Raw genomic sequence first — 17,585 nt, 5'->3', positions numbered from 1 at the left:
CAGCCTCCTTCTTTAGAAACGGAAATAGAGAAACGGATTATAGCTGTCATTCGCTAAGTAAGCAGTCGACAGGAACAGTATAATGATGAGCCAAATGATTGAGACACTTGCATGTACTGGTGTTGACAGTTTACATGTCATGATTTGGTACACCTTTTTCAGCAACGGTGTTGATGCAATGACTGCAATGATCAGCAACAGTCCATTTGCCGTGATGAAATAAAGGAATTGATTGTCGTAAAAGGGTTGGCTGGCAGCACCAAACATCACTTTCCCATAAGCGATGCCTTGTTTTCCATCTTCAAAGACGAATAGCAGCCAACCGAACACGACGATGAGCAGCAAATAGGTGTGCTGGAAAACAGACGGAAGTTTCTCTAATAACTTCAGTAAGCCCAATTTTTCGATGCCGATCAATACACCGAAATACAATCCCCATAAGACGAAATTCCAGCTGGCGCCATGCCAGAGACCTGTGATCGCCCATACAATCAGCAAGTTGCGGACGGTAAACCACGTCCCTTTCCTGCTGCCACCGAGTGGGAAATACACATAGTCGCGGAACCACGAACCGAGTGTCATATGCCAGCGTCTCCAAAACTCCGTGACATTTTTTGAGATGTACGGATAGTTGAAGTTGATCGGGAAGTTGAACCCGAACATTTTGCCAAGCCCTCTTGCCATATCCGAGTATCCACTGAAATCGAAGTAGATTTGGAACGAGAATGCAATAATTCCGAGCCAGGCGGTGGAAGTGGATAATGCGCCTAATTCCTGCTGCTGGATTGTGAACCACAACTCCCCAATGGAATTGGCGATGAGCACTTTCTTACCGAGCCCGATGATGAAAAGACGGATGCCGTCCGTGAATTGATCCAATTGGAATGAACGGTTCGCGAGTTCTTTTTCGATTGTCTCATAACGGACAATCGGTCCCGCGATAAGCTGTGGAAACAATGTTACGTATAGCGCGAGCGTTATCGGATTACGCTGTGGTTTCACTTTTCCTCTATACACATCAATCGAATAAGACATCGTTTGGAATGTATAGAATGAAATACCGATAGGCAACGGCAAATCCAATGGTTGAATCGCTGAGCCGAAGAACAGATTTACATTATCTACTAGGAAGTCGGCGTATTTGAAGAAAGATAAAATACCGATATTGACGACTAATGAAGAAATAAGCGCCGATTTCGCGAGTAATTTGTGAGTGATTCGGTATTTATGAATAATGAGCCCGTGCATATAATCGACACTCGCTGAAAAAATCATCAGCAAAATATAGATCGGTTCGCCCCATGCGTAAAAGAATAAACTGACAGCGAGCAGAACGAGATTTTTCATCTTCTTCGGGCAGCTGAAGTACAACAGCAACGCAATCGGAAGGAAAAAGAATAGGAACGTCAAACTGCTGAATACCATTGCATCATCTCCCCGGTCGTAAAAAGAATGCCGCAGACAGTTCGGTCATAATGGAACAGTCTGGGGCGTGGTTGGTTGCCTTTTTACGAAATTACTTTGTATAGCTGTTGAAGATTTCTTCTATCTTATCCGGGTTTGAATACGTAACATATAGTAAATACTTGCCGTTTGTCGCGATAATGTTATCTTCTACTTTTTCATACTGGTCAGGCAAATATTGTTTCCACGTGTTGTCCTGGTTTTCAAGTTCATTTTCTAGCGATTCTTTCAATGCCGCAACGTCCGCTTCGTCCTTCGCTTCAAGTACAATAATTTCATCTGCATTGACATTCATCATTGCGGCGATGACTAGTCCCTTTGTGATGTTAGCTTGGTCAAGTCCCATCTTCTCAAGCCAAATGGCAACTGCGGGATCTTCCTCTTCAGCTGCGGTCAAGTCTGTTTCCAAATAGTACGTCAGTTTGTTATCGACAAGTACTTCCTCTTCAACGCCGCCTTCCTTCAAGTCTTCCGCGATGGCCTCTTTCATGTCGGTCGTCATGTCGTCAAAAGAGACGGTTGTGTCCGGCTTTTCAGTTCCTGGTTTGTTCGTATCATCCTTTTGTGAGCAGCCGGCTGCAAGTACCAAAACCAATGCCAATACTACTACTTTAAGTTTTCCCATGATGTTTTCCTCCTGAATCTTTACTAGTTACATAACATTTGTCGTGTGGGAATGACAAAGGTTACAGGAGATGAAAGGTTTATTTTTACAATAAAAAAAGAACGCATCATGACCAATGCGCCCTCTCTTTTTCATTTGAAAAACGGTGTCTTTTTCAACATTACACAAACAGGGATTGCCACTAGCAGGCCGATGACCGTTTGTACGATGTCTCCTGGAATGGAAGCGAGTGGAATAAGCCAGCTTTTGAATATAATGGCTTCCCAAATGTAATAACAGGCAATCATAAGTGGTGTAGAAGCGATTGTTGCCAAAAGGTTGAAGCGGAAGCTATTTCCATTCCGGCCGTTCGACCAAGAGATTTTTCCGACGAGATAGCCTTGAATGCCGCGTGCTACAAATGAGATGGGTGCCCATACCGCATATCCGGATACTAAGTCGAATAACCCCATTCCGACAGCTCCCGCAATCATTCCTTTTTTAGGGCCGAATAAAATTGAGACGATAAAAAGCATCGCTGTTCCAAGATGAACCAGCCCTCCGTTAGCTGATATCGGCAATTTGATATTCAAAAGAAGTGTTGCAACGAAAACGAGTGCGATGAGCATGGAAGTTAAGATTAAGTCGAATGTCCGCGAATTTGTATGAGTCGCTGCTTTTTGCATAAGTCAATGCCCCCAGTTGTTTCATTTAATAATCTAACAATAGCAAACGACTGGTACTAGTGAAAGAGTCAAATCGGAAGAAAACTTAGGGGTCAGATTTCGAGTTTATGTAAGAGAGGTTTCTCATGCTTACGTGTATATAGTTAAAATCCAGAAAAAAAAGAAGGCAGTAAGCGCCTTCTTGTAGTTGAGTAGTTTGTTATTCTGTTAAAGGTATTAACAATGGTTCAATTGAATAGGGTTCCTTGATCAATTCAAGATTGCCTTCGCTGTTCATCATCTTGTATACATTTATAATAGGCGTAACGTAAATAGTTGTAGCTTCAGGATGAAATTGTGTAGTTGTAATCCTAGGATTACTCATTCGGCCTTTAAAATCTGTACTATGCCCAATGTCTACATAATGTATGGCATTGTATTCATTTCCCAAATCGTCGGTTATATCATATTCAATTTGAGCCCCCCGCCATTCGCTTTCTTCCATGGAGACAGTAGGGAGATCCACTAGTTCTGACAGATAAATCGTCGTCGATACGGGTGTTTCCGTGATCTTTTGTAAATTAACTTGAATGCCAACAGCTTCAGACGTGATGTTAGAATTGGCAAAGTTAACTGACGTCGATTCAAGTGCATTCAAGTTAAATTGAAATGACCAATCCCCTGAATGATTATTGTTCACGTTGTCCAGGTTGATAATACGAGAACCATCCCACGTAACATGAATTTCTTCAGGCTTAGGTCCATCGACCAATCCATAGACTAATAAGCCGGCGTATTCGGTGTCACTGATCTTTTTTCCCATCTCTTTAGGGGCAAAGCCGAAATGCTCGTAAGCGTCACCGAATTCCTCAGCATGCAGTTTACCTTCCAAAATTGGGCGCTCACCCAAATCTTGATCGCTTATCATTGTATAGGCAATCGTAATATTCTCACCATCGTACACAGCATCTGTCACTGTTACACTAATCCCATTACTTTCTTTCGTGGCCCCGATGTCAGATGCGTGGTCAGCAAATTTTTCAAACACATAACTTTTATCATCAACGAATGATTCAAACAAGTTCCCAACGATGGGTAGTTTGGCAGCTAATGTCGGGAAAGCCACCCCAAATGTGATGAACGAAGCAGCTACAACAGCGACAGCCGCTGAAGCGATTTTAGGCATATGAGTCTTCTTTTTGTTTCGTAAGACATTCTGTTTAATGCGAGCCTTTTCCAACTTGCTTACATCCATCGGTTGGAGGTCCGTGTCCATTTTTAATTTATCAAGTTGTTTATATATGTTTTTCATGTGTACGCTCCTTCTATACGATATTTTTGCAATCGCTTTTTCCCTCGATACAACCGGTTGTCGACAGCGGCTTTCGTCAATCCAAGTTTTGTGGCGATCTCCTCGTTTTGCATATTGAGGAAATACTTCATCGTGAAAATATCACGATCTATTTCATCTAACCTGGCCATCAGAACGAGCAACTCGTTCGTTTTCGACTGGTATATGAACTCCTCCTCGGCTGACTGGGCCGTTAGGATGTCCGTTTCAATTTCCGCCGCAATAGGTTGCTTCACGAGCTTCCGCTGGGCGTCAATCGCTTTGAACTTCGCAATCGTACATAACCATTTCCTGAAATCCTCCTGCCCGCCTGAAAACTGTTTTGCATTTTCATAGGCACCGAGAAATGTATCGCTAATGCATTCTTCGATTACATGAGGATCGTTATACGATTGCAATGAGTTATAGACAATTGCTTTCACAATCCCAGCGTACTCATCGATTACATATTCCAGCGCGGGTTCTTTCCCTTTTTTAAAGTGCTTTATAAAGTTTTCAGTTGTAATTTTCATGCCGATAACTCCTTCTTGTCTCGTAAAGGCCTCTACACTTAATACATCGTACCAAACAGAAGTTATTCTCACCTTTTTTTGTGGGCTTTTTATTTTCATTGCACTGCGGCGATTTTAGTAGGGAATCCATTGAATTCTGCGAGTCGGTGATAAGTGGGGGCAAGTCGGTGATAACAAGCCGCAAGTCGGTGATATCGTACTTAGAATCGGTGATAACCCATCACGAGTCAGTTATAACCACTACGTCGTTTGCTGACAAGTGCAAATATAATGCTAGAATGGAAGGAACACATTATACAGGGGGAAAAATAATGACAAAAACAACAGCAAAACCAAAACTTATGATTATGGGGGCATTCCATATGGGGCCGACTGGGGATTTGGTCCAAACTGAAGCGGATGATATGCTCGCTCCGCATAGGCAGCAAGAAATATGTGACGTTGTAGCACGACTGAAGTCATTTCAGCCGACAAAAATAGCTGTGGAAGCGGAAAAGACATCGAGCAATTTCGTCAACGATCAATATAGGAGATACCTGACAGGCGACTACAAATTGGGTGCGAATGAAATCGATCAGATCGGATATCGACTCGCTCGCGACATGAATCATGAAGAAATCCATGCTGTGGATTGGATGGAAAAGGGCGCGGCCAATCGTGAAATAGGGGAAGTGACCGAATGGGCGAAAGCGAACCAGCCCGCGTTATACGAAGAGCTTTTCGGCTGGTATGATGAAGTGGATCTATCGACAAAAGGCAGGACCGTTTCAGAAATCATCCTTTACTTCAATCAACCCGAAATGGTTGAAAAAATGCACAGGGTTTACGTCAACATGGCACGCATCAAAGAAGGAAATGACTACGTCGGCATGGACTGGCTCCTATGGTGGTATCAACGCAATCTTATCCTTTTTGCAAATTTGTCCGATTTGGCGACTTCCGGTGAAGAACGCATTTTATTCATGGTCGGCGCTTCACATGTAGAAATCGTGGCAAACTTCGCGAGGGAAAGCGGATTGTTTGAGCTGGTTGATGTGCGGGAGTATTTGCAATAAACTCCAACAGAAATAGACAGTTCGGTCATGCAGAACTGTCTATTATTCATTTACCCCAATCGGCGGATTCGTCGAAACATCCTCACCATAATGCTTTCTCACATAGCTCTTCACGATAAAACCAATAAGGAAATAACCGCCGGTAATCAAACCTCCGAAAACCCACCCACTGACCTGCATATACACTAACATCTGTCCATATCCGTCTACACCATATATGTTAAGAAGCCAGGCTTTCAGCGAGCTTTGGAAAATACCTCGAATGCAGATAAGTATCGTCAATAGCTGATACCAGACGAAAATTCCTTTTGATGAGAACAATATTGTGCTGTCTTTGCGTGGATAGCCTTGCAAATACATAAAGTCCACCGCAAAATACAAGGCGAAAGGTTTGCGGAATAAAACGGATAGACCATAAATGACTGCATATCCGTATCCGAGATAGACTTGATTCCACAATAACCTCTCCGCATTACCAGACAGTACACTTACGGTTGTACCTAGGATAAGCGAAAAAATGATGAAGAGGCCGGCGATGTTAAATTGCCGTTCACGGTAAAAGCGATATATTGTATAGATTAGCCCCGGAACAGTCGATAACAGCATGGCGTAATAATCTCCGAAAGGCTCCCGAGCATAATTCCACAACAAAAAAGGTAACGTCATATAGAAGATGAGGTCGAACAATATTAATTTCTTCATGGCATGTTGTCCTTGAGTTGTGATTCATAATAATACGTTATGGCTTGTTCAATAAACGCAACCAGCTCTTTCTCAAACTGATAAAAGCCTACAGCTTCCTCGTGTTGACTTGTCTTCCATACTTTATTGGAAAGTTCGGAATTACCTTCATACATGTCTTCCACCCATGTAACCCATCGCTTCGCCAACTGTTGTGCAGTTTCACTTGCAGGATCCATATGCAAGTTTGCGCGTACATCCTTTAGAAGGTCGACTGTTGTGTCTGTCAATTCACCTCCTCCACCTAAGTGAGGAAGATCGAGTAGTGTTTCTATTTCTTCTTCGGAAAAATGATGGCCCCATAGACTTTTCAGTGCATCCCGATTGTTCGGAAACGTATAAAATGTAGCGAAGACTGATTCCCAGTCGGTTGACTGCTCCACTTCAGCAAGCACCATTAAGGATGTGATGGAGGCTTCCATTTTTTTTAATTGTTTCATTTCCGATTGAATCATTTTCAAGCGCATTTCGAGGACATCATGAACATTCACCTCTCTTCCAGTTAGAGCTTTTTGGATCGACTCGAGTGGCAATCCTATATCCCGTAATGTCAGGATATAATGAAGCTTTGAAATATCTATGTCTGAGTAAAATCGATGACCTTGTGCGTTCTTTTCGGCAGGCAATAAGCCGATTTCATCATAATAACGCAATGTTCGAACGGTCACATTACTCATGGCGGCGACTTTTCCAATCGAATACATAACAGAACTCAACTCCTCACGTTTCATCCATTATAGGACCTTCCGTAACGTAAGGGGCAAGAGATTTTCGCAAAAACTAATAAAAATATCCAAGTTCATAATTCCGAGCCTTTTAGACAAGCTAAGCTAAAAGGAAAAGGTGAGCTTATGAAAATTTATATAAAAAGGTCGATGGCCGTATGAACAAACCGTTCGTGCCACAGTTAGTTTATTTTGAACCGAATGCGCTTGATTATCCGTTAGGGAAGGAACTGCATGAGAAGTTTGAGAAAATGGGAATTGAAATACGCTTTACGACTTCACATAACCAGATTCGGGATTTGCCTGGTGAGACGGATGCGCAAAAATACAGGATTGCGAAGTCGACGTTAGTTGTAGGTTTAAGAAAAACGTTGAAGTTTGAGACGTCGAAACCTTCCGCAGAGTATGCGATTCCGCTTGCGACGGGGTGCATGGGGCACTGCCATTACTGCTATTTGCAGACGACGATGGGTACGAAGCCATATATCCGCACGTATGTGAATGTGGAGGAAATATTTGAGGCGGCTGATCGCTATATTGAGGAACGAGCGCCTGAAATTACGCGATTTGAGGCGGCCTGTACTTCGGATATTGTAGGCATTGATCATCTGACGCATACGTTAAAACGGGCGATTGAGCATATCGGACAGACGGAGCTCGGCAGATTACGATTTGTGACGAAATTCCATTTCGTGGACCATCTGCTGGACGCGAAGCACAATGGGAATACGCGTTTTAGATTTAGTGTAAATGCTGATTATGTCATCAAAAACTTTGAGCCAGGTACATCACCGCTCGATAAACGGATAGAGGCAGCGGGGAAGGTGGCAAGAGCGGGATATCCACTTGGCTTTATTGTCGCGCCGATTTATTTGCATGACGACTGGCAAGAAGGGTACCATCATCTGTTTGAACGGTTGGACGAGGAGTTGCCGAAGGATGCACGGGATGACATTACGTTCGAATTCATTCAACACCGGTTCACGAAGCCTGCAAAACGAGTTATCGAAAAGAATTATCCAAAAACAAAGCTTGAGTTAGATGAAGAGAAAAGGCGCTATAAATGGGGTAAATACGGTATCGGCAAATATATTTATCAGAAGGACGAAGAAGATGAAATTAAGGAATTCTTATTCGGTTATGTGGAGAAATTTTTCCCAAATGCGAAAATCGAATATTTTACGTGAAACTGATGAAAAACGGTCATATCCAGTTAATCGGACGTGACCGTTTGTTTGCTTATCAATTGAAATTCATTCCAGTTATGAATTTCATATGTAGGAATCTCTTTACTCGTATTCGGTTTACGGCGCGGATTATACCAGCATGTATCGATGCCAAAGTTGTTCCCACCTTGAATATCGGACGATAAAGAGTCGCCAATCATTAAAACACGTGATTTGTCTGAAAGCTCCATTTGGCGGAAGACATGTTCAAAGATTTCCGGTTGCGGCTTTTGGTAGCCAATTGCTTCAGATGTGAAAATGGCTTCAAATTTATCTGCAAGACCAGAACCAGCCATACGAGCGAGTTGTACGTCATTAAATCCATTCGTGAGAAGTGCAATTCGATTTCCTGATAGGCTATTAATAACTTCAGCAGCCCCTTCGATTAAGTGGACTTCTTTTCCAAGATTATCGAGGTACGTCTGTCCAAATACTTCTGCATCGATATCCAATCCGTGCTCAAGGAACAGACGTCTGAACCGCTCCGTCTTCAAGTCGGCGAGTGTCGTCCTGCCTTGTTCGAGATCTTCCCACAAAACGGTACTGATTGCACGGTATGTAGCTCTGTACTCTGCCAAGCCATTTGGCAGTCCATTCGTTGTAAATACGTTCGTAAACGCGTTCTTTTCAGTTTCTCCAAAATCCATTAATGTATCATCTAGGTCAAACAAAAATACGTCGTACTTCACTTCATACATCTCCTTACATGTTAAATCAATCACGTATTCTTAGTGATTCTTTCCAAAGCTTGTTGAAGAGTTGCGAATGTTAGCAACCGCTCAGTTGACTCGCCCATAGCTGTCAATGCTTGAGCAATTTGAGGTGTCACGCCAGTTATAAATAATTCAGTGCCCATTAATTGTAATACGCTATGTACAGATTGGAAAGTAGTCAAAGGAGTTTCCTCATCCCAGCGAATTCCCGTGATATCGATGATCATATAGTCTATATGGCGTTTTTGGACAAATTCACTTAAGCCTATTGATAAAAGATTAATGCGTTCTTCAGTCATTTTGCCAATTAGTGAGACAGCGGCAACACCATTATGAAGCATTAAAATAGGCAAGATAAGTTGTTCGATCTCTTTTTCTTTCTCTGTAATCAACCTTTTTTGTTTATGCTCTAACGTCACGTTAGTTTGTGTACCAATGAAGAACAGCTTGCCTTCAATTTCTAATGGTTTAATGAATAGATGGTTCCAAAACATCGTACCATCTTTTTTGTAATTTTTCAGTGTGACAACAACCGGTTGCTTGTCATGAATGGCAGTCCTTATTTTATTAACTGCAACAGGATCTGTATCTTCTCCTTGTAAAAACCTGCAGTTTCGCCCAAGTGTTTCAGACATTGGATAGCCAGTCAATGTTTCAAACGTTTTATTTGCAAAGATAATTGGATGATCTTCTTGATTGGGATCAGTTACGAGTGCTGCTACTTGGCTACCATCAAGCATCTCTTGCAACAGTTGAATTTGCATGGATTCAGGTAAGTTTTTCAGTGGAATCACTTCCTTTCTAAATTGGATAAGCTTTACAGTTATCGTAGCATAAAAAAGTCGTTACTGTAAGTCTCTGGGAAAATTAAATGCTCAGGCTAAAAATAACCTGTTTTGATCCACTCTCCTGATTAATGGCTATGTATTAAACCGGCGTTTTAGCAAATGATAAGTACGAATCGATACAATTATCGTCAAGCGCTATAAGGGATTATAAGTTGTTCTTTGCAATGGACAGCACATAAGAACTCATCAAGTGTCTGCGGTAATGAAGATTCAAAATCACATTAACCGAAGGAGGAGTTCGTACATGAGTACGATTTCAAGGATCGGATTAGCTTTAGTTATTATTGGCGCGTTAAATTGGGGTCTTATCGGGTTCTTCCAGTTTGACCTCGTCGCCACTCTGTTTGGAGGACAAGGAGCTTTACTATCTAGAATCGTTTATGCACTTGTAGGGATAAGTGGTCTGGTATGTCTCGGCTTGTTGTTTAAACCGAATGAAGAAATGGATGGGGTAACGACCGGTCCTTCCCGTTTCACACGTACAGACATGAGCACGGAGTTTGGTGAAGAAACGGATTTTGAGAAAGAACGCGAAATCGCGAGAAGAAAAGCAGAGCGCAGAAGGAATAATTTGAAGTAAGAGTAAGCAATCGAACAGCCACCTATATAGGTGGCTGTTCGTCGTTATTCTGTAAAATCTTCAAGTGCATCTTGCCATACGGTAACGCCCTGACTCATCGCGGATCCTCCACCCAAAGCTGCAGCAACGCCAATTGCTTCGATCATTTCTTCTTCCGTGCATCCAGCGTCTAAACAACCCTTTGTATGGAAAACAATACAATATTCGTTATGAGCGTAGATGCTGACAGCGAGTGCAATAAGGTGTTTGTGCTTTTGAGAAACGGTTCCCTCTTCAAAACAAGCTTCCGTAAAAGTAATAAACGCTTTTGCTACTTCCGGCAATTTCTCTGCAAACGTACCCATACCAACTTTGTATTCTTGTAAAACGACTTCTGTGTAGGTGATTTCTTCCAATACTATCCCTCCTGTTCAGGGATAGTATTTACAATGGCGAGGAAGGCATGCATCAGAATCAGTAAAATTGCTTAATCGTTTTTTTCTGAATCTCGTTCAATTTTCTTTTCTTTGATTTGTTCCATCTCTTTTTCATATTCTTCCTCAATCTCAGTGGTAGAAGGTAAAAAGGGCTCGTCATTATGATCGACCCGTTTACCATAACGGAGCATCTCATAAATAATCATGCCGTTATTCGGTTTACCACCGACCATGATCATCGGGATTGCATCTAGCAGTACATAATAAAACCCGTAAAATACGAACCGATTCCAAAATGTCTCAAAGTTGCCAACGAGTCCGTTAGCGATTAATGCATTAATGACAATGGAAATAGTCAAGTTTGCAAGGATTGGACCAGCATATATGCAAATATAGGCAAAATTACTTTTCTGCTTCAAGTCATCATATGAAAACCAACTATACAGATGGTAGTATTTCCGTACATCGAATATGCCAATTGTAAAAAGTCGAGGTCCAGAGCCGATGGTTATCCTCGGTTTAATGACCCCAAAAAGCCAGCTGACAATTAAATAACCCATTTCACGTATGAAAATGACGACAGGCAAGATGATAAACCCCGAAACGATAAGAGCTCCCAAATCTGCTAATCCGAACAAGTCCGTTCACCCTCCCGCTCATTACATGCAATATCCTAATTAGAATACCCTCGATAAGCATTATTAAATCTGAGTTCACCTCTTTGACAAATAACAAATAGCTATCTATACTAAATAAATGGTTTAGCGGTTAAAGTATTTAGCAACTAAAGTAAATGAGGTGAATGAAATGAAAGAAGAAAAAGAGTTGTTTTCGCAGTTTGAAGAGCTGTTTTGGCAAGTGACGCGAAGCATGAGTCATGTATGGACAAAAGTATTTGAAAAGCATTTTCCGGGCTCACAATCGTATCTTGTTTTCATGTTGGAACGAAGAGGACTAACGCGAATGTCAGAGTTGGCGGAAGCACTCCAACTAACACCAGGCGCAGTTACAATCGCTTCGGATAAATTGATTGAGCATGGTTACGTAGAACGCGAGAAGGATGAGCACGACCGTCGTGTTGTTTATTTAAAGTTGACTGAAAAAGGACGCGCCACAATGGATACGTTGCGTCTCGAAGGAAGGAAAACGATGAAAGACATTTTCAGCCATCTAACAGAAAACGATCTGAATCACTTAATCGATACGTTTGCACAAGCTGAAGCTAAAATTTCAACGATTCGAAAGGGTGACTTGAAATGAATGATTTAACGAACAAACAGAAAGTGACCATTATGATTGCTATCATGACGGCGATGTTTTTCTCGGCCATCAATCAGACAATCATTGGAGTGGCGATGCCGAGAATCATCGCGAAACTCGGCGGCATGGACTATTACACTTGGGTCATTACAATTTACCTGTTGACGATGGCGGTTGCGACTATTCTCGTTGGTAAACTATCGGATATATACGGTAGAAAACCATTTTTGCTTGCGGGTATTGGATTTTTTATGGTCGGTGCTTTATTGTCAGGGTTTTCTCAAGACATTTTTCAACTTATCATCTTCCGCGGTATTACGGGAATTGGTGGCGGTATGATTATGTCGACAGCATTCACGGCCGTCGGTGACTTATATTTGCCGAGGGAACGTGCAAAGTGGACGGGGGCGATGAGTGGTATTTTTGGAATTGCGAGTGTGCTTGGACCATTAATGGGCGGTTTCATCGTCGATAATCTTGACTGGCGCTGGGTCTTCTGGATTTTCTTACCGCTAGGTATACTGGCGTTTGCGATGATTTTCAAACTATTCCCGAAAGTACCTCGCAGAGAAGGAGAAACAATCGACTATTTCGGCTCCTTCTTCTTAACGGTGACAATTGTTGCTTTGCTGATGGCATTCAGTTTAGCAGGTGAAGGTGCTGGGAAATATTCATGGGATTCATGGCAAATCATCGGTTTATTCGGCTTGACAGTCGTCGCTTTGATTGCATTCATGATTACAGAAACGAAAGTGAAGACGCCTGTGCTGCCGCTTTCGCTCTTTAAAAATGATATTGTGACAGTGTCCAATATTGCCGGGTTCCTATTAGGGATGGGAATGATGGGTGTCATGATTTATGCACCGTTCTTCATTCAGGGAGTCAAGGGGATTTCACCAAGCGGCTCGGGGTATATTATGATGCCGATGTCGATTGTCATGGTGTTTGCGACGACATTTGCTGGTGCATTTATGACGAAAACTGGGAAGTACAAAGGCTTGGCGATTGTCGGTCTGAGTATTACCGCACTTGGAATCTTCTTGCTTAGTTTTATCACAATCGATACGCCGATCTATATAATGATCAGCTACTTATGTATTGTCGGTCTTGGACTCGGAGCGAGTATGCCGGTATTCTCGTTAACGGTCCAAAATGCAGTGAGCCTACGTCAACTTGGAGTGGCATCCGCGTCATCTCAACTTTTCCGTTCACTTGGAAATACGATGGGTATCGGTATTCTAGGGGCGGTGATGAGTTCGAAAATGGTTTCAGGTATGAAAGCGGCATTCAGTTCAGGTGATATGGATGCATCCACGAAGCTTCCCCCTGAACATGCAAAACAAGTCGGTGAACTGATGAACCCTGAAATATTGCTCGACCAACCGCGATTGGAACAGCTGCAAAACAGTTTGCCTGTTGAGATCCAATCGGTAGCTGATCAGCTTGTGGTGACTGTGAAAGATGTTTTCGCAAATGCATTGACTACCGCCTTCTTCTGGGGCGGCGTCATCATGGTGATTGCTATCATCTTCGCAATCTTCCTAAGAGTAATCCCACTTGTGTCTGCCGGAGATAAAATGGCAACGATGCAGAAGGTTGAAAAGAAGTCGGAGTGATAGAGTACAGAAAGAAGTATGCTATATCGGAATGTAGCTTGGCTGCTTTCTAATAGGGTGTGCTTTTTTTTCTGGTTACGTTTCGATACGGTGTCTACGTTTCGTTGCGGGGGAGTTACGTTTCGATACGAGCGGTTTACGTTTCGTTGGGATGTTGTTACGTTTCGATACGACGTCTACGGTTGCGGGGGAGTTACATTTCGATACGAGCGGTTTACGTTTCGTTGCGATGTTGTTACGTTTCGATACGACGTCTACGTTTCGTTGCGGGGGAGTTACATTTCGATACGACCGGTTTACGTTTCGTTGCGTGGGAGTTACATTTCGATACGAGCGGTTTACGTTTCGTTGCGACCCGGTAATGGAAACTATTATTAGTACTACTTTGAAAATAATACAAAATAAGAGAGTAGCCGCGGCTACTCTCTTTACGCTTGCATGATATTCAATTTGTACTATAATTCAATTTCAATTTCATCAAAAACCACGATTTTTGAAGTAGGTTCTTTGTCTAATCTACTAATAGTAGCAAAAGGATGTAAAATGATCTTCGTAGCATTCGGGTCAAGATCTTTAATAGTGGCACTCCATTGTAAATCTTCTGGGGTTTGAGCATCTGCATCAGCGAAACCACCATTGTATGGTACTTCATAAACGTTTCCTAAGTTGTCAGAAGCCATCATTTCAGCCTCGACAGCTGTCCACTCATTTAACAGATTGGGATCTACCAATTGTTGATAGAAAATATTTAATGTTAAATCGGTTTGTCGCGTTTCTTTAACATGTATGGTGATCCCTTCATTTGACACTAGTTTATTTATCAGTTGTATATTCTCTTGCGCTTTTTCAAGGTTGAAATTGAAATTCCAATCGCCCTCTATACGCTCACTAGTAGCGCCCTCTATTGCAACCGGATTCCAAATAACAGTTAGATTTTCAGGAATCGACTCATCAAATTGCGGTTTTAATTGGATTATTCCTGCGTACCCGAATCCCTCGACCTTTTCAAGATTATATCCACCATTTGAAAGAGGGATATCTTTAATGGTTGGAATAGAATCGAACATTGGAGAGTCTCCTAGATTTTCTTTGGTTTGTATGGATACTGACAATGTGATGGTTGTTCCGTCAAAAACACCTTGATCTGTCGTGATGATGACGCCGTTACTCTCTTCTGTGTGACTAATCGGCGTAGCTAACTGGGAAAATTTATTATATTCCGGTTTAGTTGCAGAACTGATATATGAGAAAACATTTCCGATAATAGGTATTTGACCAAGAACGTTTGCCATAACAGGATTGAATGCAACAGTGCCACTCAAAAGAAGTATAGCCAATGCTGCTGTTGCTATATAGCGAGTTGTTCTCCTCCTTTTTTTATATCTTTGCCCGACATTTTTTTTGAATGTGCGCTCAAGGATATTTTCCAGCTTTTGATTAGGCACAGTAATGTCATCCATTGTTTTTTTAATAACTTTTTTCTCGTCTGTCATCTTTATATGCTCCCTTCATTTTCTGTTTTAAGAGGGCAAGGCCTCTATGTATGTTCGTTTTTACAGTGCCTTCGGGACATTCCAGTAGCTGAGCAATTTGTTTTACGGTTTGATCATAATAGAAACGTAAAATGAGAACGGACTTGTATTTTTCATCAAGTTCATAAAGTACGTCGGATAAGTCGAGTTGCTCTTCGATAGAAGTGCGTTCTTCAACTTCTTCCGGGAAAGATAAGTTATCCAACATGACAACCTTTTTGCGTTTCCGAATTTCTTGCAGGGAGATATTGATACAGATTCGAGTAAGCCATGTTGAAAAGTAGTCTGGATTTTTCAGCTGATGAATCGATTCAATCGCTTCTAAAACCGTTTGTTGGAATACTTCAAGTGCATCATCTTCATTTTTCATATAAATAAATGCCATCTTATACAGTTTGCCTTGCTCATCCTGCAAGAGTTGTTGTAAAGCAAGTTGATCACCTTTGATCGCTCGTTTCACAAGTTTGGATTTGTTAATCAATAAAATCACCACCCTCTTCTCTATAGGTTAGGGGAATGAGACGTATGAAACGTTTCAACTTTTTTCTTATTAACAATAAAATGGACGCCATCTTCAAATGGCGTCCTGTAAACATTATTTGTTTTTCACAGACCGTACAATAAAAAAAGCCATCGACCCGAAAAGTATGATGATGAAGGTCGGCAGGAATCCGAACCCGAGTGACGAAGCATTTCCAAGTGCGACTTGACTGGATTGAACGCTGATATAGGCGAGAAATAATACGGATTCATTCTTCACTACATTCAGCAACATCCGTGAATTTTTATATTGGAATTCGATGTTGTCTTCGGTAAGATTCATGTAATTATGCCATTCTGGGTGTTTCTCGAGAAATGCCAAAAATGGCGTCATAATAATGGCAATGAGGGGCAGGATTATTAATTCCCACTTTGATCCTAAGCGATCTACTTCCCCAGCTCCATTAAAATGAGCTGGTACTTGGGCAGGCAGTTGACCCCAAATATAGATGAGGTACACGATCCATCCGATGAAAAGCACGGACGTAATGATATCGAAAGCTTTCTCGAAAGTGGTTTTCGGAATGTCGATCTTTGGACGATTGTACATGATAAAGCCTCCTTAGCAGTTGTTGACTTATTCTGATTGGATGATAAAGGTATTTATAATCTATATAACGGAAAGAAGCATGGATTTTTCGCAACTATTAAATAAAACTCTGTAACTATAAGTGTATCACTTCCCGATGACAGTTGTCCTTTCCTATAGTAGGATAGAAAAAAAGGGGGAGTCAGCATGTTACATATAGGAATCATCGGTTTAGGAGCGATTGGTCAACGTCTTATCCATCAATTCAAGGAACATCCTGAAGTATCGATTGCAGCTATTTGTGATCTGTCAGAAGTGCTTGTTAGGGAGACAGCTGCGGAGCTCGGGAGTGTGCAAGTTTATACGGATGCCCAGCAATTGATTGCTGACGAGAAAGTGCAACTTGTTTATGTAGCGGTGCCACCAAAATTCCATCATGCGATTGTGATGGAAGTTCTTTGTGCTAAGAAGCATGTGCTTTGCGAAAAGCCTTTGGCGAATTCGCTGGAAGAGGCGGAAGAGATGGCTGCGGCTGCCAAAGAAGCGGGCGTTGTACATGCTATGAACTTCCCGTTGAATTATGGGGAGGCAGCGACGAAATTTGCTGAACTGATTAACGGAGGTTATGTAGGCGAGTTGCGTCGTTTGCAACTTACGATGAATTTCCCGGAATGGCCGCGTGCTTGGCAGAAGAATGATTGGGTCGGTGAGCGAGAGCAAGGTGGATTTGTCCTTGAAGTCGGCGTCCATTTCATCCAACAGACAGTGAAGTTGTTCGGGGATCTGATTAATATCCAAAGTCGGTTGGAATTCCCGGATAATCCGATCAGCTGTGAAACGGGCATTATTGCAAATGCCGAGCTGACGGATGGCACACCTGTCCTAATCGAGGGAATCAGCCAGGCAGCCGGGCATGAGCATATCGGATTCACGGCATACGGTTCGGAAGGTGTCCTCTCCATTGAGAACTGGGGGGATTTGCGTGGAGGGAAAACGGGTGAGGATCTTTCGTTGTTATCACTTGAAGGAACAGTACCGCATCGGTTGATTGATGAATTGGTGAAAGCGGTGAACGGGGAAATAGCTGAGATTTACGATTTCGAAGTCGGCTACCGGTCTCAGGCAATTCTTGAAGCATTGCGGAAATAAAGCAGAAAAATCGAACTAGTACAGATGGAGCTATACTGTACTAGTCTTTTTGATTTTCA

General features: G+C 42.1%; 20 protein-coding genes. 6 read left to right on the top strand and 14 right to left on the bottom strand.

All coding sequences use genetic code 11. The features are described from left to right. Positions 1-12 precede the first annotated feature (12 nt). From H9649_RS06130 to H9649_RS06110, 5 genes are all read right to left on the bottom strand, one after another. On the bottom strand, positions 13-1,425 hold the full coding sequence (locus H9649_RS06130) for an MBOAT family O-acyltransferase (RefSeq protein WP_191693838.1): 1,413 nt from the start codon (positions 1,423-1,425) through the stop codon (positions 13-15). 91 nt (positions 1,426-1,516) lie between these two features. Then, the gene (locus H9649_RS06125; protein WP_191693837.1) at positions 1,517-2,089 is read right to left on the bottom strand and encodes a DUF4358 domain-containing protein; all 573 of its coding nucleotides are present in this window, start codon (positions 2,087-2,089) and stop codon (positions 1,517-1,519) included. A gap of 131 nt (positions 2,090-2,220) precedes the next feature. After that, entirely contained in the window at positions 2,221-2,754 is a 534-nt protein-coding gene (locus H9649_RS06120) for an ECF transporter S component (protein ID WP_191693836.1), read from the bottom strand. Positions 2,755-2,953: 199 nt separating this feature from the next. After that, complete coding sequence (locus tag H9649_RS06115; protein ID WP_191693835.1) at positions 2,954-4,045, bottom strand: DUF4179 domain-containing protein; 1,092 nt, start codon at positions 4,043-4,045, stop codon at positions 2,954-2,956. Next, entirely contained in the window at positions 4,042-4,596 is a 555-nt protein-coding gene (locus tag H9649_RS06110; RefSeq protein ID WP_191693834.1) for a sigma-70 family RNA polymerase sigma factor, read from the bottom strand. Before H9649_RS06110 ends, H9649_RS06115 begins: the two co-directional genes overlap by 4 nt. 311 nt (positions 4,597-4,907) lie before the next feature. Between H9649_RS06110 and H9649_RS06105 the strand changes: the two genes are divergently transcribed. Continuing rightward, a complete protein-coding gene (locus H9649_RS06105; protein ID WP_191693833.1) occupies positions 4,908-5,651 on the top strand; it encodes a DUF5694 domain-containing protein in 744 nt (247 codons plus the stop codon). A gap of 42 nt (positions 5,652-5,693) precedes the next feature. On the opposite strand, the gene H9649_RS06100 is transcribed toward H9649_RS06105, so the two are convergent. Together H9649_RS06100 and H9649_RS06095 are read right to left on the bottom strand one after the other, a co-directional pair. Next, complete coding sequence (locus tag H9649_RS06100) at positions 5,694-6,353, bottom strand: VC0807 family protein (RefSeq protein ID WP_191693832.1); 660 nt, start codon at positions 6,351-6,353, stop codon at positions 5,694-5,696. Beyond that, positions 6,350-7,096 carry a MerR family transcriptional regulator gene (locus H9649_RS06095; protein WP_191693831.1) on the bottom strand — a complete coding sequence of 249 codons (747 nt, stop codon included), beginning with the start codon at positions 7,094-7,096 and terminating at the stop codon, positions 6,350-6,352. The genes H9649_RS06100 and H9649_RS06095 overlap by 4 nt, the downstream gene beginning before the upstream one ends. Before the next feature lie 179 nt (positions 7,097-7,275). Here H9649_RS06095 and splB point away from each other — a divergent pair, with 179 nt between their 5' ends. Continuing rightward, positions 7,276-8,304, top strand: a complete 1,029-nt coding sequence (gene splB / locus H9649_RS06090) for a spore photoproduct lyase (RefSeq protein WP_191693830.1) — start codon at positions 7,276-7,278, stop codon at positions 8,302-8,304. A gap of 26 nt (positions 8,305-8,330) precedes the next feature. Here splB and H9649_RS06085 read toward each other — a convergent pair whose 3' ends face one another. Both H9649_RS06085 and H9649_RS06080 read right to left on the bottom strand, forming a co-directional pair. Next, positions 8,331-9,032 (bottom strand): YjjG family noncanonical pyrimidine nucleotidase, encoded by a 702-nt coding sequence (locus H9649_RS06085; RefSeq protein WP_191693829.1) that lies wholly within the window; start codon positions 9,030-9,032, stop codon positions 8,331-8,333. Positions 9,033-9,061: 29 nt separating this feature from the next. Then, a complete protein-coding gene (locus H9649_RS06080) occupies positions 9,062-9,850 on the bottom strand; it encodes a PAS domain-containing protein (RefSeq protein WP_191693828.1) in 789 nt (262 codons plus the stop codon). Positions 9,851-10,148: 298 nt separating this feature from the next. Here H9649_RS06080 and H9649_RS06075 point away from each other — a divergent pair, with 298 nt between their 5' ends. Beyond that, positions 10,149-10,484, top strand: a complete 336-nt coding sequence (locus H9649_RS06075) for a DUF378 domain-containing protein (RefSeq protein ID WP_191693827.1) — start codon at positions 10,149-10,151, stop codon at positions 10,482-10,484. A gap of 44 nt (positions 10,485-10,528) precedes the next feature. Here the strand turns inward: H9649_RS06075 and H9649_RS06070 are convergent, their stop codons facing one another. Together H9649_RS06070 and H9649_RS06065 are read right to left on the bottom strand one after the other, a co-directional pair. Beyond that, positions 10,529-10,879, bottom strand: a complete 351-nt coding sequence (locus tag H9649_RS06070; protein ID WP_225229702.1) for a carboxymuconolactone decarboxylase family protein — start codon at positions 10,877-10,879, stop codon at positions 10,529-10,531. Between the two features lie 71 nt (positions 10,880-10,950). Then, entirely contained in the window at positions 10,951-11,538 is a 588-nt protein-coding gene (locus tag H9649_RS06065) for a hypothetical protein (RefSeq protein ID WP_191693826.1), read from the bottom strand. A 169-nt stretch (positions 11,539-11,707) separates the two neighbouring features. On the opposite strand from H9649_RS06065, the gene H9649_RS06060 reads away from it, so the two are divergent. Both H9649_RS06060 and H9649_RS06055 read left to right on the top strand, forming a co-directional pair. After that, complete coding sequence (locus H9649_RS06060) at positions 11,708-12,160, top strand: MarR family winged helix-turn-helix transcriptional regulator (protein WP_191693825.1); 453 nt, start codon at positions 11,708-11,710, stop codon at positions 12,158-12,160. Next, entirely contained in the window at positions 12,157-13,776 is a 1,620-nt protein-coding gene (locus H9649_RS06055; protein ID WP_191693824.1) for an MDR family MFS transporter, read from the top strand. The genes H9649_RS06060 and H9649_RS06055 overlap by 4 nt, the downstream gene beginning before the upstream one ends. A gap of 455 nt (positions 13,777-14,231) precedes the next feature. Here H9649_RS06055 and H9649_RS06050 read toward each other — a convergent pair whose 3' ends face one another. The 3 genes from H9649_RS06050 to H9649_RS06040 form a co-directional block, all read right to left on the bottom strand. Then, on the bottom strand, positions 14,232-15,269 hold the full coding sequence (locus H9649_RS06050) for a DUF4179 domain-containing protein (RefSeq protein WP_191693823.1): 1,038 nt from the start codon (positions 15,267-15,269) through the stop codon (positions 14,232-14,234). After that, positions 15,244-15,798: a sigma-70 family RNA polymerase sigma factor gene (locus tag H9649_RS06045; RefSeq protein WP_318241659.1), complete on the bottom strand. Its 555-nt coding sequence runs from the start codon at positions 15,796-15,798 to the stop codon at positions 15,244-15,246. Before H9649_RS06045 ends, H9649_RS06050 begins: the two co-directional genes overlap by 26 nt. A 105-nt stretch (positions 15,799-15,903) precedes the next feature. Then, positions 15,904-16,398, bottom strand: a complete 495-nt coding sequence (locus H9649_RS06040) for a DUF1648 domain-containing protein (RefSeq protein ID WP_191693822.1) — start codon at positions 16,396-16,398, stop codon at positions 15,904-15,906. Between the two features lie 186 nt (positions 16,399-16,584). Between H9649_RS06040 and H9649_RS06035 the strand changes: the two genes are divergently transcribed. Further along, positions 16,585-17,526, top strand: coding sequence for a Gfo/Idh/MocA family protein (locus tag H9649_RS06035; RefSeq protein ID WP_191693821.1), 942 nt, complete (start codon positions 16,585-16,587; stop codon positions 17,524-17,526). The last annotated feature ends 59 nt before the right edge of the window (positions 17,527-17,585 follow it).

This window comes from Sporosarcina quadrami (assembly GCF_014836615.1).
Classification (GTDB): domain Bacteria; phylum Bacillota; class Bacilli; order Bacillales_A; family Planococcaceae; genus Sporosarcina; species Sporosarcina quadrami.
Note: the sequence above shows the minus strand (reverse complement) of the source record. Positions and strands in the feature narration are given on the sequence as shown.